At 63.8% G+C, this 22,509-nt stretch carries 15 protein-coding genes; 6 read left to right on the plus strand and 9 right to left on the minus strand.

Features of this window, described 5'->3' with window-relative positions:
* The first annotated feature begins 1 nt into the window (after position 1).
* The 3 genes from GT613_RS08805 (at position 2) to GT613_RS08815 (ending at position 5,705) form a co-directional block, all read left to right on the plus strand.
* Positions 2 to 634: a 4Fe-4S dicluster domain-containing protein gene (locus tag GT613_RS08805; RefSeq protein WP_009306099.1), complete on the plus strand. Its 633-nt coding sequence runs from the start codon at positions 2 to 4 to the stop codon at positions 632 to 634.
* Positions 634 to 1,503 (plus strand): DmsC/YnfH family molybdoenzyme membrane anchor subunit, encoded by an 870-nt coding sequence (locus GT613_RS08810; RefSeq protein WP_015759998.1) that lies wholly within the window; start codon positions 634 to 636, stop codon positions 1,501 to 1,503. Before GT613_RS08805 ends, GT613_RS08810 begins: the two co-directional genes overlap by 1 nt.
* A gap of 527 nt (positions 1,504 to 2,030) precedes the next feature.
* A complete protein-coding gene (locus GT613_RS08815) occupies positions 2,031 to 5,705 on the plus strand; it encodes an EAL domain-containing protein (protein WP_231566059.1) in 3,675 nt (1,224 codons plus the stop codon).
* Positions 5,706 to 5,707: 2 nt separating this feature from the next.
* Here GT613_RS08815 and GT613_RS08820 read toward each other — a convergent pair whose 3' ends face one another.
* The 5 genes from GT613_RS08820 to GT613_RS08840 all read right to left on the minus strand — a co-directional run bounded on the left by GT613_RS08820 (position 5,708) and on the right by GT613_RS08840 (position 11,148).
* Positions 5,708 to 6,586 carry a DmsC/YnfH family molybdoenzyme membrane anchor subunit gene (locus tag GT613_RS08820; RefSeq protein ID WP_009607929.1) on the minus strand — a complete coding sequence of 293 codons (879 nt, stop codon included), beginning with the start codon at positions 6,584 to 6,586 and terminating at the stop codon, positions 5,708 to 5,710.
* A gap of 10 nt (positions 6,587 to 6,596) precedes the next feature.
* Complete coding sequence (gene dmsD / locus GT613_RS08825; RefSeq protein WP_015759996.1) at positions 6,597 to 7,256, minus strand: Tat proofreading chaperone DmsD; 660 nt, start codon at positions 7,254 to 7,256, stop codon at positions 6,597 to 6,599.
* Positions 7,253 to 7,903: a 4Fe-4S dicluster domain-containing protein gene (locus GT613_RS08830; RefSeq protein WP_015759995.1), complete on the minus strand. Its 651-nt coding sequence runs from the start codon at positions 7,901 to 7,903 to the stop codon at positions 7,253 to 7,255. The genes dmsD and GT613_RS08830 overlap by 4 nt, the downstream gene beginning before the upstream one ends.
* A 170-nt stretch (positions 7,904 to 8,073) precedes the next feature.
* Positions 8,074 to 8,688: a 4Fe-4S dicluster domain-containing protein gene (locus GT613_RS08835; RefSeq protein ID WP_015759994.1), complete on the minus strand. Its 615-nt coding sequence runs from the start codon at positions 8,686 to 8,688 to the stop codon at positions 8,074 to 8,076.
* Between the two features lie 30 nt (positions 8,689 to 8,718).
* Positions 8,719 to 11,148 carry a DMSO/selenate family reductase complex A subunit gene (locus GT613_RS08840; protein ID WP_015759993.1) on the minus strand — a complete coding sequence of 810 codons (2,430 nt, stop codon included), beginning with the start codon at positions 11,146 to 11,148 and terminating at the stop codon, positions 8,719 to 8,721.
* A gap of 246 nt (positions 11,149 to 11,394) precedes the next feature.
* Between GT613_RS08840 and GT613_RS08845 the strand changes: the two genes are divergently transcribed.
* Positions 11,395 to 13,023, plus strand: coding sequence for a LuxR C-terminal-related transcriptional regulator (locus GT613_RS08845; protein WP_015759992.1), 1,629 nt, complete (start codon positions 11,395 to 11,397; stop codon positions 13,021 to 13,023).
* Between the two features lie 877 nt (positions 13,024 to 13,900).
* Entirely contained in the window at positions 13,901 to 16,912 is a 3,012-nt protein-coding gene (locus GT613_RS08850) for a peptidase (RefSeq protein WP_233671117.1), read from the plus strand.
* A gap of 1,353 nt (positions 16,913 to 18,265) precedes the next feature.
* Here the strand turns inward: GT613_RS08850 and GT613_RS08855 are convergent.
* A complete protein-coding gene (locus tag GT613_RS08855; RefSeq protein ID WP_161172590.1) occupies positions 18,266 to 19,213 on the minus strand; it encodes a DmsC/YnfH family molybdoenzyme membrane anchor subunit in 948 nt (315 codons plus the stop codon).
* Positions 19,214 to 19,419: 206 nt separating this feature from the next.
* Between GT613_RS08855 and GT613_RS15305 the strand changes: the two genes are divergently transcribed.
* Positions 19,420 to 19,593, plus strand: coding sequence for a hypothetical protein (locus GT613_RS15305; protein ID WP_009306088.1), 174 nt, complete (start codon positions 19,420 to 19,422; stop codon positions 19,591 to 19,593).
* Between the two features lie 15 nt (positions 19,594 to 19,608).
* On the opposite strand, the gene dapB is transcribed toward GT613_RS15305, so the two are convergent.
* The 3 genes from dapB to GT613_RS08870 are packed head-to-tail and all read right to left on the minus strand — an operon-like array spanning position 19,609 to position 22,448.
* Positions 19,609 to 20,409, minus strand: coding sequence for a 4-hydroxy-tetrahydrodipicolinate reductase (dapB, locus tag GT613_RS08860; protein WP_086414991.1), 801 nt, complete (start codon positions 20,407 to 20,409; stop codon positions 19,609 to 19,611).
* A 60-nt stretch (positions 20,410 to 20,469) separates the two neighbouring features.
* Positions 20,470 to 20,958 (minus strand): HPP family protein, encoded by a 489-nt coding sequence (locus GT613_RS08865; RefSeq protein WP_086414992.1) that lies wholly within the window; start codon positions 20,956 to 20,958, stop codon positions 20,470 to 20,472.
* The gene (locus GT613_RS08870; RefSeq protein WP_192935130.1) at positions 20,955 to 22,448 is read right to left on the minus strand and encodes an MDR family MFS transporter; all 1,494 of its coding nucleotides are present in this window, start codon (positions 22,446 to 22,448) and stop codon (positions 20,955 to 20,957) included. The genes GT613_RS08865 and GT613_RS08870 overlap by 4 nt, the downstream gene beginning before the upstream one ends.
* Positions 22,449 to 22,509: the final 61 nt, after the last annotated feature.

Consider the following 22,509-nt stretch of genomic DNA (forward strand, 5'->3'; position numbering starts at 1 on the left):
CATGACGAAGGCTATCATCACCGACCTCAACCGGTGCGTGGGCTGCCTGGCGTGCTCGGTCGCCTGCAAGGCGGTCAACAACGTGCCCATCGGCAGCTACTGGAACAAAGTGGTGCGCGTGGGGCCGAACCCCATCCCGGGCGGATCAGGGCAGTACCCCGACGTGTACATGTACTTCCTGCCCATCAGCTGCCAGCACTGCGAGAACCCCGAGTGCGTGAAGGTGTGCCCCACCGAGGCGTCGCACGTGGCCGAGGACGGCTCCATCCAGATCGACAAGGAGAAGTGCATCGGCTGCCAGTTCTGCGTCATGGCCTGCCCCTACGGCGTCCGCTACCTCAACGAGGAGGAGAAGGTCGTCGAGAAGTGCACGCTGTGCGAGCAGAAGCTGTCGCAGGGCGAGCTGCCCCAGTGCGTCAGCCAGTGCGGCGGCAACGCCCGCTGGATCGGCGACACCGAGGCCGGCTACGAGTCGTTCGAGGGCTCCGAGGACCCGCTGGGCAAGCGCCGCAAGATGGTGGAGTTCCTGGAGCCGTTCACCGACGCCGACGTGCACAAGCTGCCCGACGTGGGCAACAAGCCGTCGTACTCCTACATCCTACGCGACCATCACTGGGAAGGAGGTGATGAGTAATGGAAACGCAGTGGCCTCTCGTCATCTTCACGCTGTTCGTATGCTTGACCTGCGGCACGCTGGGCGGCATGTCCATCCTGGCGCTCAAGGGCCAGGGCAGGAACCTGCAGATGACCGCGCTCATCACGTCCGCCGTCTCGCTGGTGGTAGGCGGCATCGGAGCCTTCCTGCACCTCGAGCACTGGGAGCGCATCTTCAACGGCTTCGGGCACATCACGTCGGGCATCACCCAGGAGCTCATCGGATGCGTGGCGCTGGCCATCGTCATCGTCGCATGGTTCGTGGTCCTTCGAGGCGGCAAGCCCGTTCCCAAGGCGCTGGCCTGGGCGACCCTCGCGGTTGCCGTGCTCATGATGGTCGCCACCGCGCACTCCTACCTCATGCCGGCCCGTCCCGCGTGGGGCCTGGCGCTCGTGGCGTTCTATCTGGGCAACGCGTGCCTCCTGGGCGCCGCGGCCGTCTGGCTGATCTCCATCCTGAAGAAGGACGAGGCCGTCGAGGCGACGGGCATCCAGCTGACGTTCATCGCGGCCCTCGTGCAGATCGTGGCCGACGTGGTGTTCGTCATCGCCTGCGCCATGGCGAAGATCGCGCAATTCGGCTACTACGCCGACCCGACATCGATGACCACGGCCCCCACGCACGTCGACAGCCTGATGACCGTCATGGTGTCCGGCGCGGGAGCGCCCATGTTCTGGGGCTCCATCGTCTCCGTGATCGTGGCTGCGGCCTGCGCCTTCGTGGCGAAGAAGAAGGTGGGCGCCTCCAAGACGCTCATGGTCGTCGCCGCCATCGGCGCGCTGGCCACCTCCGTGATGTTTCGCGTGCTGATCTACCAGCTGGGCTACCCAGTGGTCCTGATGTACTAACCGCACGACGCCCGGCATCTTCGGATGCCGGGCGGCACCCCGGTCGCGGTCCGGGAAGGAAACTGCAGCCTTCCCGGAACCGATCGAGGCAAGCGGGGCGATCCCCCTCCCCCGGCCCCGCTTGCCTCGATCTTGCGCCGCCGCCCCTCCCCTCATGCGGCGAACCAGATCGACCCATCGGCCCGGCCGTCCGCCCCTCCCCCTATCGCGGACCGCCGGGCATCTTCATGCCCCGATCCCGACCATCTCCTCTTTTCCCGTTCACGTCGTCGGAAAAGCCGGCGCGGACGCCTCGTGGGCGTCCGCACACGGACGAACAACCGGAGACCATGGCATCATTTTGCGCCTGCCGAACCCAACCCGTCGCCGAAGCCCTACAATGGATCAAAGAGCTTGAGACAGGAGATCCGATGCCGGGCAGCCGACGAAAAAGCGCCTCGACGCAAGGCCATACGTATGTCATCGACCAATCGTATCGCGTCGTGTATCTCGACCGTGCGGCCCGTCGTGTATTCCCCGGTGGACGAGTGGGCGAACTCTGCTACGAATGCTTCCGCGGGCAAAGCGAACCGTGCAAGGACTGCCCCTGGAACGCCGAGTCGAACGAGCACGCGACGCAAAGCGTCATCTACAGCGCGCGCACGGGAAGTTGGTACGAGATAACCTGCCTCGAGCTGGACTGGTTCAACGAAGGCCCCTGCGTGCTGTTCTCCGGCCATCCCGTCGACGAGCACAGCCGCAGCTTGTTCACGTCGTTGAGCGAGCCGTCATCTTACGATGAGCTGTTCGAACTCAACCTCACCGACGATGCATACAAGATTCTCTACCATGAGCCCGGAAAATTCACGACGCCTCCGCTCGAGGGACGCATCAGCGACATGTTCCCCGACGTGCGCGACCGCATGATCCACCCCGAAGACCGCGATCGCTTCCATGCGTTCTGGGATTTCGACACGTTGCTCGACCGCATCGAACAAGCAGGCGGCGCACTGCGCGGAGAGTTCCGCAAGCACCTCGAATCGGGGGCATGGAGCTGGACGTCGCTGACCGTGGCACCCGTCAAGCGCGGCGGAAGCGGCGAGCGCGTGGTCATGTGCTTCATCGCGGACATCGAAGAAGAGATGCAGCGACGCACGGATCAGGCAGAACGCTCGCAAATCCAGCTATTGCGCGAACGCGACCAGCTGACCGGCCTGTACAATGCGGCTACGTTTTACGACAAAGCCGAACACCTGGTAGCCGACATGCCCGACATCGCGTACGATGCAGCGTACATCGACATCGAGCACTTCAAAATATACAACGAGTGGCATGGGCGCGAAGCAGGCGACGCCATCTTGCGCGCCATCGCCTCACGTATCGGGGAGATCGCCCGTAAGCACGGCGGCATAGCCGGCTACCTGGGCGGCGACGATTTCACGCTGCTGCTGCCTCACGGCCTGATCGACGAAAAACGCGTGGAAAGCGAGCTGAAGAAGGAGCCGTTCGATTCCGAGGACACCATCGGGTTCCAGCCCGCTTTCGGAGTGTGCGCCATCGACAGCCCGGACGTGTCCGTAGTCACCGCCTGCGACCATGCGATGATCGCCATGAACTCCGTCAAAGGCGCCTACACCAAGCGCATCGCCTGGTACGAAGCCGAGATGACCGAGGAGATGGAGACCGAGGCGAAGATCCTGCTCGAGGTGAAGCGCGCGCTGACGAACCATGAGTTCGTGCTGCACTGGCAACCGCAATGCAACACGCGCACCGAGCGCATCGTGGGCCTCGAAGCCCTCGTGCGCTGGCAGCACCCTTCGCGCGGCATCGTCATGCCGGGCGCGTTCATCCCCGTGCTCGAGCGCAACAACTTCATCGCCAGCCTCGATCTGTACGTATGGGAGGAAGCGTGCCGCCATATCCGTTCATGGATTGATCGCGGCGGTGTGCCCATTCCCGTATCGGTGAACATCTCCCGGGCCGACCTGTACGCCATCGACGTGGTCGAAGCGCTGGAAGGCCTGGTCTCAAGATACGACCTCGACCATCGCCTGCTAGAGCTCGAGATCACCGAAAGCGCGTACGCAGAAGACGAGAAAATGGCCGATGCGGTCGCCCGTCTCAAAGGACTCGGCTTCACCATCCTCATGGACGATTTCGGCAGCGGTTATTCCTCGCTCAACATGCTGAAGGACATCACGGTCGACATCTTGAAAATCGACATGGGCTTCCTCGCTCGACAGGATCAGTCTCAACGCAGCGAAAGCATCCTTGAGGCCATCGTGTCCATGGCTCGATTCATGGATCTGCGCATCATCGCCGAGGGCGCCGAGACGAAGGAGCAGGTGGACTTCCTGCAAGGCATAGGTTGCGATTACGCGCAGGGCTACTACTTTTACCGTCCCATGTCTACCGAGGCGCTCGAGCAACTGCTGTCGCAGGACGGCATCGTGGACTACCGAGGCGTGTTGAACCCCAGCATGGAGCTCATCGACGTGAACGCGCTGCTGCACGACGACATGGTAAGCCGCGCTGCTGTAAACAACCTGATCGGCGGCTTAGCCGTGTACGCCGTGTACGCCGACCGTTTCGAGCTGCTGCAAGTGAACAACGAGTACTACCACGTCACCGGATGCAACTCGATCGATCTGCGCGAACGACAGAACCGGATCTCACGCCAAGTGCACCCCGACGATCTGCCCCTCGTACAAAGCATGTTCGCCGAAGCGTACGAGCGCCCCGTCACGGGAGCCGAAGCCACCTTTCGTCGGTACCGACTGAACGGCGAGATCATGTGGATGCGCATGCGCGCCTTCTTCCTGCGCCGCGAGCAAGACCGCACCATCTTCTTCGCCTCGCTGGCGGACGTGACCGAGCAGAAACAGCAGGAAGACGAGCTGCGCGAGTCGCAGGCGGTGCTCGAATTGGAAGACGAGGTCCTGCATCGCATCATTCAGCAATCGGATCTGAACGTGTGGGTGTACGACATCGCTTCCGACCGACTGTCGTTCCAGAACCTCTCGTCGAACGGCATCGCCTCCCTTTTGGCCGCCTCGGCGGACGAGGAGGACACCGCCAGCCTGGGCGACGACGTGAGCAATGTCCTGCGGAGGCTGTCGCGCGAAACGTTATGGGGCAGACCTGCCTCTCGCACGATCAAGGTATGGTCGAATACGGGAGAGCCGCTGACGCTGCATATAGAACGCGAGATCGTGCCAGACGCGAACGGCAAGCCCGCCCGCGTCATCGGCTACCTGGAAGATCCTTTGAACGATTCGCGGGCGAAACTGACGCGCTCGGACGACAACCGGCTGCTCGACATCCTCAAGGGCGCCGCGGTGGATCACTGGTATATCAACGTGAACACGAAGAGCTTCCTCAACTCGGCCGATCGCCGCGCATGGCGCTATTGGGCCGGAATCTCGCTGGACGACTGGTCGAGCAGCATGCTCGAAGACCGCCTTGGCAAATACATCGGCCCAAGCCAGGACGCAGAAGCCATCGAGAACTTCCTCGATTTCGACGACATGCTGCAGCGTTTCGCCGACGGAGAGCGCAACGACTCCCTCGAGTACCGACTCGGCGAAAACGACGATGAACGCTGGATGGAGCTGAGCTACCGCATGGTGCAGCTCGAGGAAGACGGCTACGTGTACGCCTATCTGTCGGTCACCGACATCGACGAGCGCAAGCGTCGCGAGCTCGATCTGGAGGACAAGGCCGAGCACGACGCGCTGACCGGCCTGCTGAACCGCCAAAGCGCCTCGGTGCGCATGGCCAACGCGCTGGAGCGCACGCTGCAGCGCGGTTACCGCGGCGCGTTCGCCATCATCGACCTCGACGACTTCAAGCAGGTGAACGACCGCTACGGCCACCTGTCGGGTGACACGGTGCTGGCCGACGTGGCGCAGCATTTGTGCGGTGCGTTCAGGAAGGGCGACCTTATCTGCCGCTGGGGCGGCGACGAGTTCGTCGTGTACTGCGAGGACATGGAGCGCGACGATATCGAGAGGCGCCTGGTCGAGCTGTCGGAAGGCCCTTGGAACGCGACGCTGCCCGACAACCGCGTGATCGAGCTGTCGGTGTCGACCGGCATCGCCATGGTGCCGCAGGACGGCATCGCGTTCAAGACGGTGTACGAGCGCGCCGATCGCGCGCTGTATCGAGCGAAATCGAAGGGCAAGGCGCACTTCTGCTTCTTCGAGGCGGACAAGGACTCCTAGGCTTATACGCCCAGACCCACCGTCATGTGCATCATGTAGAACGCGAACCGCATGACGAAGATGCCGGCCAGCACGAGCACGGCAGCTCCCGCCGCGCGCCCGACCGACAGCCGAACCCGTCGAGGCCACAATTCGACGGCGTCCAGGCCAATGCCCGCCATGCCAAGCACGCCGAACGCGCATACCATCAAACCGTACGAGGGCACCAGTTCCGCCGCCGTAAGATACGAGTTCTCGATCGAGGCCAAATCCGCACCCTGCACGCCGAACGTCACCACGTTCACGGCCAACGCCGCAGCGGCCACCATCGTCAGCACGCGTCCCATACGGCCTTCAACCGGCTCGTAACCCGCGGCGCGCAGCCCCGCGATGGCGAGTATGGGGCCGCCCACCAGCGCGTTCAGCATCAAATTGAGCGGCACGTACACCGTGTGCCACGACACTATGGTGTCGGCGGCATAGGCGCAGCCCACCGCAGCCACGAACACCGCGCCCGCCAGCATGGCCAGAACGAGCCACGCTCGCTGTAACTGCGGTTTGGGATGCTCGACGAAGTTGTACAGCCAATACAATCCGGCCAGCGCCAGAAACACCACCGCACAGAACACCTCGGTGGACAAGGGGCTGCGTCCCACCCCAAGGAACACGTACAGCGCGTTAGCGGGGTTGCCCAGGTGGGTGGCCGAGGCGACGAGACCCACCATGGCAACCACGAGGGGCAACCCCAAGAACACGTTGAGCCGCTGACGCAGGGCAACGGACGCGCCGCGCCCCAGCACGGGAAGCCCCATGCAGATGAACGCAACCACGCCCGACGGTGCCAACGTCGTGAACAGCACGAGCGTAATCTCGCCGAGCGCGGTATCGAATCCTGAAATCATGCAGGCTATCCTAGCGGTAGAACCTCGGGTAGACGACGTCCAGGCCCAACTCGGCCTGAATGCCTTCGAGCGAAGCCTTCGTGAGACGCGCGAGACCTTCATAGAAGGGCTGGCCGGCCGCCTCGATCAGCTGGTCGAGGAAGTGCGACGACCAGGTGAGCAGATGCAGCCGCAGAAACTCGCCTAGATCCTGCGGCTGGTTGCGCGCGATCCAGGCCATGAGCACCAGCATGAGGCCCACATGATCCTCGGGCGTCTTGTCGTCCGTCTGACGCGCGATGCCGTGAGAGCGCATCCACGCGCGCAGCTCCAACGTGGTCGCACCGAACACGACGCATTCGCGATCCGTGTACACCGAGCCCCAAGGCGGCGCGGGCTTCGGCGCGGGACCGATGAACAGGCGGCGGTATTCCCACACCAGGCCGTCGGCGTCGATGCCTTCCGCCAACCCCGAGCGCATGAGATCGAGGTCGCACCGCGCCTCGGCTTCGTCGACGAACGGCCACTCCACGGCGGCCTGCGCAACGTCGATCGCGGCCATGGCCGCGAAGGCCGGGCCGGCATCGCCCTTCACCGGGTCTTGCAGGTAGAACGGCCCCAGCGTCTCGCCGACGAACGCGATGGCCTCGCGCACATCCTCGGACAGCGGCACGGTTGCTTCTTCGCTCATTCCATGATCTCCTTATCGGTTGCCCGAAATCCAACTTCCAACAGGTTCGCCACGACGCCGTCCTTCGATTCCGCAGGACGGGCATCGGCGGACGGTTTGACGAACAGGTTCGGCACGGTCGCCTCGGGCCGGGGAAACGGCGCGATGGCCGCGCGCTCGCCGAGCTTCTCCATATCGCCGACCGGCCCGAAGTCCAGCGCGCGAGCCGGGCAGGCCTCGACGCACACCGGCTTCTCGCCCACGGCCACGCGTTCGATACAGCCGTCGCACTTCACCGAGTGCCCCTTTACGCGATCGACGCGCGGAGCGCTATACGGGCACGACAGATGACAGTATCCGCAGCCGATGCAGTGCCGGTCGTTGACGCTGACCAGCCCGGTCTGCTCGTCTTTGTGCATGGCCTCGGTGGGACACACGCGCACGCACACCGGATCGTCGCAATGGTTGCACGCCACCGACACGTTGTACGAGAAGCAGGTGGAGCCGAAGGTGCCGTCGCCGTTGCGAACCGTATCGCCTCCCGTGTATTCGAGCACGCGGCGGTAGGCGGTGCCGACGTCGAGGTCGTAGGCGTCTTTGCAGGCGAACATGCACGTTTTGCACCCTGAGCAACGCGTTCCATCGAAGAAAAAAGCCTGCTGGGACATGTGGCGACCTCCTCTCGTCAACACGGAACCGCAAGCGCTCCCCCTATCCCAAAAAGCGGGGTACGCTGTATTTTAGCGTACCCCGCCAAGACGTGCGCCTCGCGCCGCAGATTGCCACGAGCCCCTCACGGAGGGAAGAGGGGCCGTGGCGTCGTACGCGAACAGTCCTGCTACGCGACCTCGAGCGGGTTGGCGATTTCCGCCGCGCCCACCGGCTGAGCGTCCGCGGATGCCTTGATAAAGATGTTCGGGGTGGTTTCGGACGGGTCGGGAAGCGGAGCGATGTTGCCGCGCTCGCCCATCTTCGCCATCTCCTCGGCCGTGCCGAAGTCCAGGGCGCGGGCCGGGCAGGCCTCCACGCACACCGGCTTCTCGCCCGCGGCCACGCGCTCGGCGCAGCCGTTGCAGCGCACGGCCTTCTTCTTCTCCTCGTCCACCTTCGGCGCGTTGTACGGGCACACGATGGCGCACGTGCCGCAGCCGATGCACTTCTCCTCGTCGATGGACATGAGGCCCGTGTCGGCGTCCTTGATGATGGCGCTCTGCGGGCACTTCTCGAAGCAGATCGGCGAATCGCAGTGGTTGCACGACATGGACAGCGGATAGCTGACGCACGTGGTGGTCAGGATGCCGTCGGCGTCCTTCACGGTGTCGCCGATGGTCACCTCGTACACGTGGCGGAACGAGATGCCCAGATCGATGTTCTTGTAATCCTTGCACGCCATCTGGCAGGTCTTGCACCCGGTGCAGCGCGTGCCGTCAAAGTAGAATGCCTGTTGAGACATGGTATATCACCCTTTCTGCGGCTCGTCGCCCTACGCCTTGGTAACCTGGCAGATGTTGCTGTGCTGAGGGTTGCCCTTCGCCAGCGGAGACGGGCGATGGGTCGTCAGCGTGTTGATGCAGCCGCCCTTGTCGACGCGATCGCCGTACATGTCGGCGTCGTGCCATGCGCCCTGCGAGATGCACACCGTGCCGGGAACCACGCGCGGCGTGACCTTCGCCAGCAGCTCGATTTCGCCGAACGCGTTCTTCACGCGGATCTTGTCGCCCTGCTTGATGCTGCGCTCCTTCGCGTCGGCGGGGTTGATCCACGCCTCCTGCGGGTTGACTTCCTTGAGCAGCTCAATGCCGCCCCAAGAGGAGTGCGTGCGACCGCGATAGTGGAAGCCGCTGCAACGCAAGGGGAACTCGTCGGTGGGCACGTCGGTCTCGGTGAAGCCGTGCGTGTACACCGGGATGGGCGAAATGAGATCTTCCTCGCCAAGCTCCCAGGTGGCGGCGATGCCGGCCAGCGTCTCGGAGTAGATCTCGATCTTGCCGGTAGGGGTGTCCAGCGGGTTGGCCGCCGGATCGTTGCGGAACGCCTCGAACGCGATGGTCGCGCCCTTCGGGTTCTTGCGCGTGTAGACGCCCATCTCCATGGCCTCGTCGTACGTCGGCAGCTCGGTGTCCTTCTCGCGCGTCTTCTCGTAGAGCTCCTTGATCCACTCTTCCTGCGTCTTGCCCTCGGTGAACTGCTCCTTCACGCCCATCTTGTCGGCGATGAGGGTCAGGGCATCGTAGAGGGTCTTGCGCTCGAACTTCGGCGTGGTGCACGGCTGGCCGCTGATCATGTACGCGTTGTCGCCGCCGGTGCCGATCTGCGACACCTGCTCGAAGCGGAACAGGTCGGGCAGCAGGATGTCGGCGTATTTGGCGGAGTCCGTCATGGCCGTCTCCCACACCACGATGAACTCGCACTTGCTCTCGTCGGCAAGGATGTCGTGCGCGTAGTTGATGTCGCCATGCTGGTTCGTCAGGCAGTTGCCGGCGTAGTTCAGCATGCACTTGATGTTCTGGTTGAGCTTGTCGGCGCCCGTCACGGCGGAGTTGAGCGCCGTCATCTCGGTGCCATGGTCGATGGCCTCGGTGAACAGGAACACGGGGATCTTCGCCTTGATGGGGTTGTCACCGGCCGGCAGGGACTGCAGGCTGATGGAGTACGAACCCTCGCGGCAGCCGTTGCTCGTGCCCGGCAGACCGACCTGGCCGGTCAGCAGCGGCAGCATCATGATGGACCAGCAGTTCAGCTCGCCGTTGCTGCGGCGCTGCGGGCCCCAGCCCTGCACGACGTACAGCGGCTTGGCAGCGCCGATCTCGGCCGCCAGCTCCTTGATGCGGTCGGCGGAGATGCCGCAGATGGGGGCGGCCCACTCGGGGGTCTTCTCCACCATGTCGTAGCCGGTGCCCATGATGTAGTCCTTGTAGGACTTGCTCTGGCCCTTGGCGCTCTCGGGCATGGTGTCCTCGTCGTAGCCGACGCAGTAGGTGTCCAGGAACTCCTTGTCCACCAGGTCGTTCGCGATCAGCTCGTGCGCGATGGCGGAGCAGAGCGCGGCGTCGGTGCCGGGGTTGATGGGCTGCCACTCGGCGGAACGGCCCATGACGGAATCGTTCATGCGGGGGTCGATGTAGATCATCTTGCCCTTCGTGGTTTCGCGCAGATGCACCCAGTCGTAGTGCGACACGGCGCCGCCCTGGCGCGTCTCGGTCGGGCTCGTGCCGAACGCGAGGATGAGCGCGGCGTCCTCGGCGGCGTTGAGCGTGCTGCCGCTGAAGCCCGATGCGCCGTAGGTGTGAGGCACGATCATTTCCATCTGCATGGCGCTGTAGTCGCCGTACGATCCCAGGCAACCGCCGATGCAGTTCATGAAACGCGGCAGCGAGCGAGCCGTCGTGGAGCTCACGCCCGTCGCGTAGGGGATGTACACGGACTCGTTGCCGTACTCGTCGATGATGCGCTTGAGCTCGCTGGCGATCGTGTCAACGGCCTCGTCCCACGAGATTTGCTCGAACTTGCCTTCGCCGCGCTTGCCGACGCGCTTCATGGGGTAGTTGATGCGGTCGGGGTTCGCGAGCCAGCGGCGGTACGTACGACCGCGCAGGCAGGCGCGAGGCTGCACCTCGTCGAAGCCGGCGTCCTTGCTCGTGTAGGTTTCCACCCAGGCGACCTCGTCGTCCTGCACGTGGAACTTCAGGCTGCAACGGCCGGGACAGTTGATGGCGCAGTGGCCCCACGTCGTGGTCTCCTCGACGGCCTGCGTCGCAGCGGCGTCGCCGCCCTTCGCGCCGTCGGCGCTCGGCGAGCAGCCGAACAGCGACACGGCACCCGTGCCCATCGCGGCCGCACCCAGGCCGGCCAGCGCCGAGCCCTTCATGAACGTGCGGCGAGACACCTGAGCGTTCTCCAACATGTTCGTCATGGTCCCTCCCTCTTTCCTCTCTCGTCTGGCGCTCCGCTTCCCGGGCGGAACGCCTCGCATTGTGGCACTCCCCCGCGACCGCCGTGTCACATAAAATATGCGAACTTATCGTTTCCCCAGGTCACAAGACAGCACTTTGGGTAATGCGTCGCACGATACTTCTGACAATACCGTTATACTGATGCAACGGGAACAGTGTGCGGGAACGGAAAAACCGCATATGCGCGCGGTCTCGGGGGAGGATCTTTGAACGCAGCCACCATCGTCAGCATCATGAAGCCGAACATCACCTCGCTCGGCTACGGCTTGTTCTTGGCCATCAACGCCGCGGGCGTATGGGGCGGCGTGTTCCCGTTTCTTCCGATGGAGTTCCAAACCACCGAGATCGTGTTCTGGTTCTTCCTCGCGCAATCGCTCGTGTTCTCGTTCAGCTACTTCGCCAGCGCCCTGGGATCGTACTTCTTCCCCGGCCCCACGCGCACATTCATCGTACGGCTGGCCACCATGCCCTACCTTTTGGGATGGTGCTGCCTCATCGCGGCCATCTATCTGGACGCATGGGCGCTGCCGCTCGTCGTCAGCGGCGGCGCGCTCCTGGGCCTGGGGTCGGCCGGTTTCTACATGCTGTGGCAACGCCTGTTCGCCAGCCAGGATTCCGACACCGGCAACCGCGACCTCATCAAGGGTACCCTATACGCGGCGGTGCTGTACTTCTCGCTGTACCTTATTCCGCAAGCGGTGACGGCGTTTCTCATCCCGCTCGTGTTCCTGCCGCTATTCGGGTTGACCATTGTGCTGAAAAGCCGCGAGATCGACCTCGATCAAGCCATGTTCCAGGACGTGCCGCGCGACCATCCGCTCGTGTACCAGCGCCTGGTGAACGACTACTGGCGAAGCGCGCTATGCGTGGGCGCGCTGGGGTTCTGCACGGGCATCATGCGCTCCCTGGCCATCGGCGAGCCGGCGGTGGGATCACTCGTGAACGTGCTGTCGATGGGCGGATCGTTGACCGCGGCTATATCGCTGCTGGTGCTGTGGCAGTTCAAGAACCTCAGCGTGAACGTGGTGGGCGCCTACCGCGTCTTCTTCCCGTTCGTCATCACCTCGTTTCTGCTGCTGCCGTTTCTGCCCGAGGAGTACGCGCGCTGGCTGGCCGGCGGCCTGTACGCCGTGTACAGCGTGGCTATCATGCTCATGATGATTCAATGCGCGCAAGCTTCGCGCGACCGCGGCATCAACCCCGTGTTCATCTACGGGTTCTTCGGCGGCATCGTGTACGCGCTGCACGACGTGGGCTTCATCGGCGGCACGTTCGCCGAGCAGACCATGATCATCGGCATCGCGCCGCTCGCCGTGGTGGCGCTCGTGGCCGTGTACCTGCTGGGGCTCATGTACTTCATCGGACAGGGCGGGTTCCGCCGCATCTTCAAACACGACAGCGATGCCGCGGCCAGCATCGAGCTGGTCGCCCTACGCGCGCATGCGCCCGAGAAGAAGCCTGCAGGGGCGAACGCGGAGGGCGAAAAGCCCGACGACGCGGTGCCGAAGAAGGCGGGCAAGCGCGGCGATCGGCCGCCTCGCGCGAGCCGCAAGCCGCAGCGCGAACGCAAGCGCGAGGAGCGCGTGTACCTCGACCGCATCTCGAAGCAGGCGGCGCTGTTGCAGCAGCATTACCGTCTGAGCGAGCGCGAGACGGAGGTCATGGAGCTCATCGCGCGCGGCAACACCGTGGCGCGCATCGCCGAGGATCTCGTGGTCACCGAGAACACCATCCGCACGCACTCGAAGCGCATCTACGCGAAGCTGGACATCCACAAGAAGCAGGAGCTGCTCGACCTCATCGAGTCCTTCGACCCCAACGACTTGCAGGAATAGAAACGCTGCAGTGCGCGGAAGCCCGCTTCGAGACCCTTTGCCTAAGGTCGCGCGCGACCCCGATTGTTGTACATCGATTCTCCTTGCGGAGCACGGCCGTTTTTGTATAATAAGGGCGAGCCGCAGGGAGCGCTAACTCCCCACGGCTCTCGGATCGCTTCGGCGGTTTGGGTTTACTGTGAGCGCTCCTTTCCCTTGCGGGTTTGGAGCGCGTCTCTTATCATCAGGAAAATCTCGATGATTCGGGACATCAGCCTCATAAGCACTTCAGCCAACACCAGCAAATCCAAAACGGTCATGGTCATCACCTCCGTTCATCTAGAATATGAGAGGGAGAGGCACCAAGCCGCCGGACCGAATCCGTATCTATAAGTATAGCGAGCCCGTTCCACGTTTCCATGGCACGCATCACCATGGAAAACCTTCCCGACCTTGCCCTTTTCCAACGCCGCTCCCACGCAAATTCCACGCGCCTTGCCATCGTTTCCAACGCGGATTCCACGCGCCTTGCACGCGGTTCCAACGCCGTTTCCACGCAGCGGGACGAACGCGCGAAAACGCACCGGGCGAGCTCTCGCGACGTAATCAAGACCGCCCCTCAGCAAAGTCTCACCTGATCGCATGCTATACTTCTTGCCATCTGGGTTCGCCGCACGTTTCCCTGATCGGAGCTGCCATGAACGCTGCATCGCATGTCGAATCGCCAATATCCGGACGGAAGCTGTGCGCGTTCGCACTCGCCGCGGCGCTTGCACTCATGGCGGGAGCACAGTTCGCTCCCGCGCATTACGCCTGGGCTGAAGACGAGCCAGCGGCAACGGCTCAGGCGGATGCGACTCTCCCTGACGCGGCCCCACTCGAGGAAGCCCCGCCCGAGGTGGCAGCCTTGGCGCCCATAGAGAATGCGCCGCACCTCGACCTGAAGGACGGTTCCATCCTCTTGAAGGACTCCGGCTCGAACCTCCAATACAGCCAGGACAACGAGGCAACGTGGACGTCCTATTCCGGCAACGTGACGATCGGTGGAACGGCAGGCAGCGGCACGAACGTGCAAGTGCTCAACGGAACCCATACGATACTTCTCAACGGCGTTACCATCAACGAGCCGCGCGCCAATCACGCGGCGATTGAAATCGGCAGCGACACGCAGGCTGCGCAGCTTACGCTCTGGCTGTATGGCTCGAACAAGCTTTCCGGTTCGAGCGGGTATCCCGCAATTTTCGCACCTGGTAAGGCTCATCTGATTTTCAAAGGCGATCTCTACGGCAGTCTGGAAGCGCAGGGAGGATACGAGGCTCCCGCCATCGGTGCGGACAGCGCGGTTTCAAGTTGCGGCACCATCGAGTTTTGGCAACCCGGCAACGTAACCGCGCGAAGCGGCAACGGCGCCCCTGCCCTCGGCGACCCGACCTCGAGCGCTGTGGATGCAACGGGGTCGGTGTCCTTCTTTTCGGGAACGGTGACCTTGCAGTCCTCAGGCACTTGCGACATTACCGCGAAAAGCATCGTCACCGGCGGCGGCAACATTCACCTCTCGCAGCGCCCGCCCGCCAACACGACGCTCGCCGTCGATCAGGGCGGCTCCTTCCCCAGTTCCGCGTATGTTCTGGTGTCGGGCTTGGCGGCAGGTGAGAATCTGCTCGGAGCCAGTTTTGGTGAGAAAGGCCCTGTCTTTGTCAGAGGCGATCGGTGGGTGGATGCCAAGCATTACATCGTAGACGGCTTCGCCACTTGGATGGACGACGGCGATCTGGGACTTTTTCTCGACAGAAACCTGCTTAAGGACGGCAGCTCCGTCAAGATGAGCTTTAGCGAATCCGGCAACGTATACGAAGGCACGATCAAGGGTTCTGCCGAAGCCGGATACACGCTTCATCTGGCCATTCCCGACCCGCCTGTTGAAAACCCCGTCGTCAGCATGCACGAAAAAAAGGGCTGCAAGCTCATCGTCGATGTGAGTTCGGAGGGCATTCCGCAGTACACCCTCGACGGGGGAGTGAGTTGGACGCGCTACAGCGGGTACCTGGCTGTCACGGGAGCCGCAGATTTTACCTCCTTCCCCGTAAGCAATCAGGTGATCGTGAGGAAAGGTACTCACGCGCTGCGCTTTCAGGATCTGAGCGGCGTTGCGGCTTCAATCGAGGAATCCTCGAACGTGACGCTCACGCTGGTGGGAAGTAATTACATATGCGGCCACAGATTGGAGGCGTCGCCGGGGGTGGCGGTTCGAGGCACCTCGTCTCTTACCATCAACGGCAAGGGAACCTTGAATGCCGTGGGAGCAGGCACAGGTCGTCAGCCTTGCATCCTGGGAGAGCCGAACACGACCATCTCGATAGCGGGCGGCACGGTTCTCGCTCATTCGGGAGTAACGGGCGGTAATGGCATTACTGCAGGAAAGCTCGTTGTTTCCGGAGGCACTGTCGAAGCGCTCAGTCAGTCGAGTGGAAGCGCAGCGATCACGGCGAGCAAGTCCATCACCATCAGCGGCGGGTCGGTTACCGCCAAAGGCTCCAAGTTCGTCGCTGGCATCGGGTCGGACCATTACGGCTCGTGCGGCTCCATCACCATCAGCGGCGGCATAGTGAACGCGCACGGCGGCGACCTGTCTGCAGCCATAGGTTGCAGTGTCGGCGACTCGTGCGGGGAAATCAAGATCAGCGGGGGCACCATCAACGCCGTCGGCGGTCCGGGCACTTATGGAGCCGGTCGGGTCGCGGCTATCACCAGCTCCGTCAAGGCGCCCGTCATCACCGGCGGAACGGTCAAATGCAACGAGGCGGTTTCAACGAGGGCGGCGTCTTTGGCGTCGGCATCAGCTTCGCCGACTCCGGCAGCGTTGAACCTCCTGCTCGCCTCCCCCGTCGCGCTCGCGTCCGACCTGGACGAGGAAGCAACGTCTCTTGCCTCCGAGGACGAGCAGCGCTTCGTCAACGAAAACAACGACGACCTCTCGCTTGTAACGATACACGGGCTTCCGGCGAACACGCCCATCTCCTCCTTGCAGATGCGTCTGCTCGACACGGAATTCGTGGAAGAGCCGACCGGCGGCAGCACCTACGGCATGCGCGACGTCCAGACCGACGACCAAGGAGCGCTCTACCTGCACCTCACGCCGCTCGAGGCGACGGACAAGCTGGTCGTCGCCTCGTGGAACGGCCGCGATTACAGCGGGCTGAGCGAGAGGAACCTGGACGGAACCTTCGCCATCGCACTCGCCCCCACCGAGGCCGCCGTGTACTACCAGTGGCACAGCTTCGAGGACGGCTGGGCCTACGAGGACGCCGGCGTCGATTGGAGCATCGACGGGCAGACGAGCGGAAACGCCGCCGGCCACGACGTGACCGCGCTGCGCATCGAGACGTCCATCGGCGGCTTGAACGTTTCCTACGCGGTCGACAACGGAAGCGGGTGGAGCCCGGCGGTTGAGAACGGCGACATCGCGGGCGAGATGGAGCAGCCCGTGCAGGCGCTGCGCGTCAGCCTGTCGGGCGACGAGGCTGCGCGCTACACCGTCTACTACCGCCTGTACGTGAAAGGCGTCGGCTGGATGGCTTGGGCGCATGACGGCACCGCCAACGGCACGTCGGGATACGGCTACCCCGTCAAGGCGTTCCAGGTGGCGATACTTCCTGCGGGAGCGACGCCCACGACCGGCGAGGCCAGCGCGACCGAGTACGCGTACCTGGTGAAAGACGGCCAAAGCCAGCCGGGGCTCATCGGCGAGAAGCCTTCCGCCGGGCATGAGGAACGCGAGGCTGCGCCCCCTGCGAAGGCGCTCGCCTCTACCGGCGACAGCCCGGCTTTCGCCATCGCCCTGGGCGCAGCCCTCGCAAGCGGCGCGCTGGTTCTTGCGTCGCGCGCCCGTCATCGCAGGTCGCTGTCCTGATCGGAGCTCCTGCCGCTCGCGCGAGACACCGCGCCCGCAGAGGGAGCATCGCCTCTGCGGGCGCGGCAGGGCTTCCGGGCGCAAGCGGCGCGACGAGCGTCACAGGTCGCCGTCTTCGGGCACGACGATGCAGTCGGTAGTCGTTCGGCCGTTCTTCATGGAGACGGTCACGGGCTTGCCCGGCACCGTGTTCGAGGCCGCCGCCAAACGCTCCATGCTCGTACCGCCTTTGCATCAGAGGAGCCACCCCACCTGCACGGCGCTGGGAAGCCGATGTAGAAGATGGTTCCATGTTACCACATGATTACACCGTTTCGGACGCGCCGAGCCAAGGCCGCGCGCAAGGCGAAAGCGTGGGAAAGAGACGAAGGAACGGGGAGATCTCCCTCCCGCCATCCTCGCCCGGCTCCGGAATGCGCGTTTTTCACCTGTCTGTTGCGTCCCGATCGTTGCGCAACGATCCTCTTGGCGGAGCACGGTCGTTTTTGTATAATAAGGGCGAGCCGCAGGGAGGTGGTGCTCCCCACGGCTCTCGGATCGCTTCGGCGGTTTGGGTTTACTTGTGGCGCTCCTTTCCCCTACGGGTTAGGAGCGCGCTCCTTATCACCAGAAACAGCTCGATGACGCGGGTAGCGAACTCCAAGAGCAAAATCGCCAACGAAGCAATCCCCAAAACGGTCATGGTCTTCACCTCCATCCTTCTAGAATAATGAGAGGGCGAGGCACCAAGCCGCCGGATCGAATCCGTGCTTCTCAGTATAGCGACGCGGTCTCACGTTTCGTTTGCGCAGATCCAACGCGCGTTGCCGCCAAATCAAGCGCGTTTCCCACGTCGTTCCAACGCGGATTCCACGCGCCTTGCCGCCGTTTCCAACGTCGTTTCCACGCGTGTCACATCCCAATCCAGCGCCGATCAAACGCCGAAGCAGCGGACAACATGCGGTCGAAGGGCTAGCGCGAGCGAAGGGTCGCCGCCGACGCCCGATGAGGCGAAATTTCGTTTCCGAGGGTAAAACTAAGCCGGTTTGGCAATTTCGAGAGCGCGATTTCAGCCCGGTTGGCACCTATCTTGGGCTGAAATGTCAGGCGTGCTTTCAAAATGCCTGATCAGCGCGATGTGCTATTTAATGATTATATCGATCATAATTGCCAAACTGACTTGTTTTTACCGCTCCGCGGGACAATTTGCATCACCAGCGCGCCTGCCCCCTTCGCGCGCCCCCACCGCCACTGCGCGTGCCGCCGCGCGACACGCGCCGCCACGCGACAAGCTCAGGCGTGCGACAAAAACAAAAAAGCCGCCGACGGCCTTTCCGGCGTCGGCGGCTTGAAGGTCCTCGAGGGCCGAAGCCTCTACACCTGCAGCGCGTAGAACATGAGGCGCGCCACGAAGATGCCGATGAGCACGGCCGCGTTGCCGGCCACGAGCAGCGGGATGGCCGAACGGACGCCCACGGGAGCATCAGCATCGACGTCCTCGCGATCGCGCAGCGGGATGGCCGCCGCAGCACCCGCCGTCCTTCCCATCGCCGCCACATTGCGGCCGCCGGGCATGAGCGTGGCGCGCAGAGTCGCCAGCATAACAACGAACCCCACGATGGATATCACGAGGTACACCCACGAACCGGGAAGCACGTCGGAGCCCGGAAAGAACGCGTTGAACGTGGACTGGGCGAACAGCAGCTGCGCGCTGACGGCGACGATGGCCGCCACCACGCCGATAAAGGCCGTGAACAGCGCTACCGTTGGCAACCGCGTCAAGCGCGCTTCGGGCATCCCACCCGCGAGAGCGACGACCAGCACGCCGAGCGGCACGCCGCCTGCGATGCAGAACCCGATGATGCCGAGCGGCACGAGCGGAGAGTTCCAGGTGAGCACCGCGGAGCCCATGTACATCACCCCGATGCTGAGCGACAGCAGCAGCGAAGCCGCGCCCACTACGGTGGCGAACACCTTGCGCGGACGCTCGTCCAGATTGCCCGTCATCGCGATGATCCAGTACACCACGGCCAGCGCGATGAATAGCATGCCGGCGATGCCCACGAAGGACAACGGCGCGATGTCGACGCCTTGGAACAAGCTCATCGAATACTGCGGCGACGAGAGCGCCACGAACGACGCGATGTAGCCCACGGCGAGGATCGCCATCGGAAGCAGCGTCCAGCGGTCGATGCGGGCGAGGCACTCCTTGCTTAAACGCGAGGTCAGAAACGCCAGCGCCAGGCCGACGAACGCGCCCGAAGCCATCGGCACGAGCGTGGTGAACAGAACCATCGGCATTTGAAGCAATGCGAGATCCATACGATTTCACCTCCTCAGGATTCACGATGAATCCCCTAGCTGTCATATAAACAGCCCTCATCCTAGGAGCGCGAACAGGCAGGGCAGCTGACCCGCCGCCCCGTTTGAGAAGGTGTTGCCCGATCGTGACTTCGATGTCAGCGCGTCGCCCCCACCCCTGCAAGGCAAGCTGGTACCGTAGATGCTTCGACGAAAGGAGGGCCGCCATGACCCGTATCCAAAGAGGCTGGGCGGTGGCCGCCGTGCTGGCCGGCGCCCTGTTCGCCTGCACGATCGCCCTGTTCCTCGGTGGCACGATGCCGCTTGCGCCCGCGGCGGCGCTCGCGCTCATCGCCTGCGCCCTCTTCGTGACGGCCGCCCGCCAAGCCCGCCGCCCCTAGAAGGCGGGCGGTACGCTAACGCAGGTCGAACACGTCTTTAATGCTGTAAACGCCCGCGGGCTTTCCTTGGAGATACGCGGCGCAGTCCACGGCGCCGCGGGCGAAGCAGTCGTCGCCGTAGGAGTAGTGGGTGATCTCCAAACGCTCGCCCATGCCTCCGAAGTACACCTTGTGGTCGCTCGTGATATCGCCGGCGCGCAGCGAATGGAAGCCCACGCCGCCCGGCTTGCACGCGCCGCGGCCCTCGCGGCCGTACTCGGCCAGCTCGTCGAGCGTGGTGCCCTTGAGCTCCGCGATCATGTTGCCGATGATGACGGCGGTGCCGCTGGGCGCATCCAGCTTATCGCGGTCGTGCTGGTCGATGATCTCGATATCCGTCTCGTCCACGAGCGCCCGCGCCGCGATCTCCACCAACTTCAGCATCACGTTCACCATCTTCGAGGTGTTGCATTTGAAGATGATCGGGATGTGCCGGCCGGCCGCTTCGAATCGTTCGAACTGTTCGGGCGAGAACCCCGTGCTGGCCGTGACGAGAGCTTTCCCATGCGCCACGGCCAAGTCGAGCGTTTCGAGGCACTGCTCCACGCTGGAAACGTCGATGAGCGCGTCGCACGCGTCGATGACGGACGAGAGGTCGTCCGCCACGGGGATGCCCAGATCGCGTCCGAGGCCCACCACCTGGCCGAGGTCGCGGCCGATGTAGTCGCGTCCCGCAGGGCCCACGCCTCCCACCAGCTCCATACCCTCGCGCTCGGCGACGAATCGGCTGACGGGCTGCCCCATCTGCCCGAGGCATCCGACGACGATCACCTTCATGACGTTCTCCCTTCTCGACGCGCACCGATGCGGTTGATGCTGCCAGTATAAGCCCCGGCGCTACTCGGCGCTCGGCTCTTCCTCGCCGAACAGCACATCGAACAGGTAGCGGGTGATGGTGGCGCGGCGCACCATGCCGATGAGCCTGCCGTCCTCGTCGATGACCGGCACCTTCTTGAACTTCTTCTTCGCCAGCACGTCGGCGATCTCGCCGATGGTCTGGTCGGCCGTGGCGCACAGCACCCGCTGCACGGCCAGCTCCATGACGTTGCGGCGCTTGAGCGCGCGGGCCTTCTCCTCGAAGGACTCGTTGTCGTACAGCACCATGTTGGAGTACCCGCCGCCGAAGATGGAGCGCGTCTTCTGCGCGGCGACCGCCTTCATGATGTCGCCGTCGCTGATAAATCCCACCACATGGCGATCCTCGTCGATCACCACAAGCCCGCTCGTGCCCAGTTCGTTGAACAGGGCCACGACCTCGCCGAGGTCCTGGTCGTAGCGGCACGTGTACGCGTCCCGCTCCATGATGTCGCCGATCGTCCGATTCATCGTGCAGCTCCTTCCCGAGCTTCTTCCATTTCGATCTCAAGCGGCGCTTCGGCCTGGGATGCGGGCGAGGCGACCGCTTGCTTCTTGACGTTGCGCACCTTCAAGACGGCGATGACCAGAGCGATGCCGGCCACGGCCGCGGAGATGCCGTACGCCACGTCGATGCCCGCCGCCGTGGACAGCACCGGGCCGGCTTCGGCGTTCGCCGCGGTCACCATGGTCATCACCGTCACGATGAGGGCGGTGCTCACCGCGCCGCCCACCTGGCGCCCCGTGTTGCTGATGGCGTTGCCGTGCGCGATCATGTCGTTCGGCAGCGCGTTGATGCCCCAGGTGGTGACCGGCATGTTCGCCAGCGTCAGACCGGAGGACTGGATGACGTAGAACGCTACGAGGTACGCGACCATCGTCTTGTCGTCGACGAAGGACAGCGCCGCCAGCGAAGCGGTGAGCCCCGTCAAGCCCACGATGGCTATGACGCGCGGCCCGAACCGGTCGAACAGCATACCGCTGACCGGGCTCAGGAAGATGGTGGCCACCGCACCGGGCGTCATGAGGATGCCGGTTTCGAACGCTGTCAGTCCCAGCACGTTCTGCAGGTAGATGGGCAGGATGACGCTGCCCACGGCCAGCGCCGAGTTGACCACCGTCACGATGACGGCCGAGTACGCGAACGTGGGCGTTTTGAGAGCCCGCAGCTGCAGCAGCGGCTCCTCGATATGCAGCTGGCGATGGATGAACCACGCGAGCGCGACCACGCCCACGACGATGCTGTCGACGACCACGGCGTTGCCCCAGCCCAGCGTGCTTGCACTGGAGAAACCGTACAGCAGGCCGCCGAACGCGAACGTGGACAGGACGATGGACGGCACGTCGAGGTGCGGGCGCTTGAGCTCCCCCACGTTCGTAAGCAGGAAGAAGCTCACCGCCAGCACGAGGATGGCCAGCGGGATCATCGCCCAGAACATCATGCGCCAGCCCCACGCGTCGATGATGCCCCCGGCCAGCACCGGACCGGCCGCCGGCGCGCAGCTCATCACGATGCCGGCCATGCCCATGGCCGTGCCGCGCTTCTCGGGCGGGAAGATGAGCATGGGAACCACGCCCACGAGCGGCAGCTGCACGCCCGCGCCGGCCGCCTGCAGCACGCGGCCTACGATGAGCAGCTCGAACGTCTGAGCCCCCGCGCACAGCGCCGTGCCCACGATGAACGAGATCAGCGAGACGAAGAAGAGCTTGCGCGTGGAGAAGCGGTCGATGAGGAACCCGGTGATGGGCACCATGATACCGTTGACCAGCATGTAGATGGACGTCACCCACTGCGCGGTGCCGGCCGAGATGGAGAACGCGTCCATCAGCTTCGGCAGCGCGGGCGACAGGACGGTCTGGTTCAGGATGGCAAGGAACGCACCTGCCAGCACGATGCCGATGACGGTGATTTCCTTGCGAGTTACTTTGTGCTGTTCAGCAACCAATTGTTGTTCGTTCAAGAGCGCATCGACTTCCTTTGCGGACGCGTCGACGACCGAGCCGATACCCTCGCTCGCGCGC

The sequence above is a fragment of the Eggerthella sp. BIOML-A4 genome (assembly GCF_009875575.1).
In the GTDB taxonomy this organism is placed as follows: Bacteria; Actinomycetota; Coriobacteriia; order Coriobacteriales; family Eggerthellaceae; genus Eggerthella; species Eggerthella lenta.

Coding starts and splice junctions, on each gene's coding strand:
- GT613_RS08805 (WP_009306099.1), top strand. CDS start 2: ATGACGAAGGCTATCATCACCGACCTCAACCGGTGCGTGGGCTGCCTG.
- GT613_RS08810 (WP_015759998.1), top strand. CDS start 634: ATGGAAACGCAGTGGCCTCTCGTCATCTTCACGCTGTTCGTATGCTTG.
- GT613_RS08820 (WP_009607929.1), bottom strand. CDS start 6,586: ATGATTTCAGGATTCGATACCGCGCTCGGCGAGATTACGCTCGTGCTG.
- dmsD (WP_015759996.1), bottom strand. CDS start 7,256: ATGAGCGAAGAAGCAACCGTGCCGCTGTCCGAGGATGTGCGCGAGGCC.
- GT613_RS08830 (WP_015759995.1), bottom strand. CDS start 7,903: ATGTCCCAGCAGGCTTTTTTCTTCGATGGAACGCGTTGCTCAGGGTGC.
- GT613_RS08835 (WP_015759994.1), bottom strand. CDS start 8,688: ATGTCTCAACAGGCATTCTACTTTGACGGCACGCGCTGCACCGGGTGC.
- GT613_RS08840 (WP_015759993.1), bottom strand. CDS start 11,148: ATGACGAACATGTTGGAGAACGCTCAGGTGTCTCGCCGCACGTTCATG.
- GT613_RS08855 (WP_161172590.1), bottom strand. CDS start 19,213: ATGGATCTCGCATTGCTTCAAATGCCGATGGTTCTGTTCACCACGCTC.
- GT613_RS15305 (WP_009306088.1), top strand. CDS start 19,420: ATGACCCGTATCCAAAGAGGCTGGGCGGTGGCCGCCGTGCTGGCCGGC.
- dapB (WP_086414991.1), bottom strand. CDS start 20,409: ATGAAGGTGATCGTCGTCGGATGCCTCGGGCAGATGGGGCAGCCCGTC.
- GT613_RS08865 (WP_086414992.1), bottom strand. CDS start 20,958: ATGAATCGGACGATCGGCGACATCATGGAGCGGGACGCGTACACGTGC.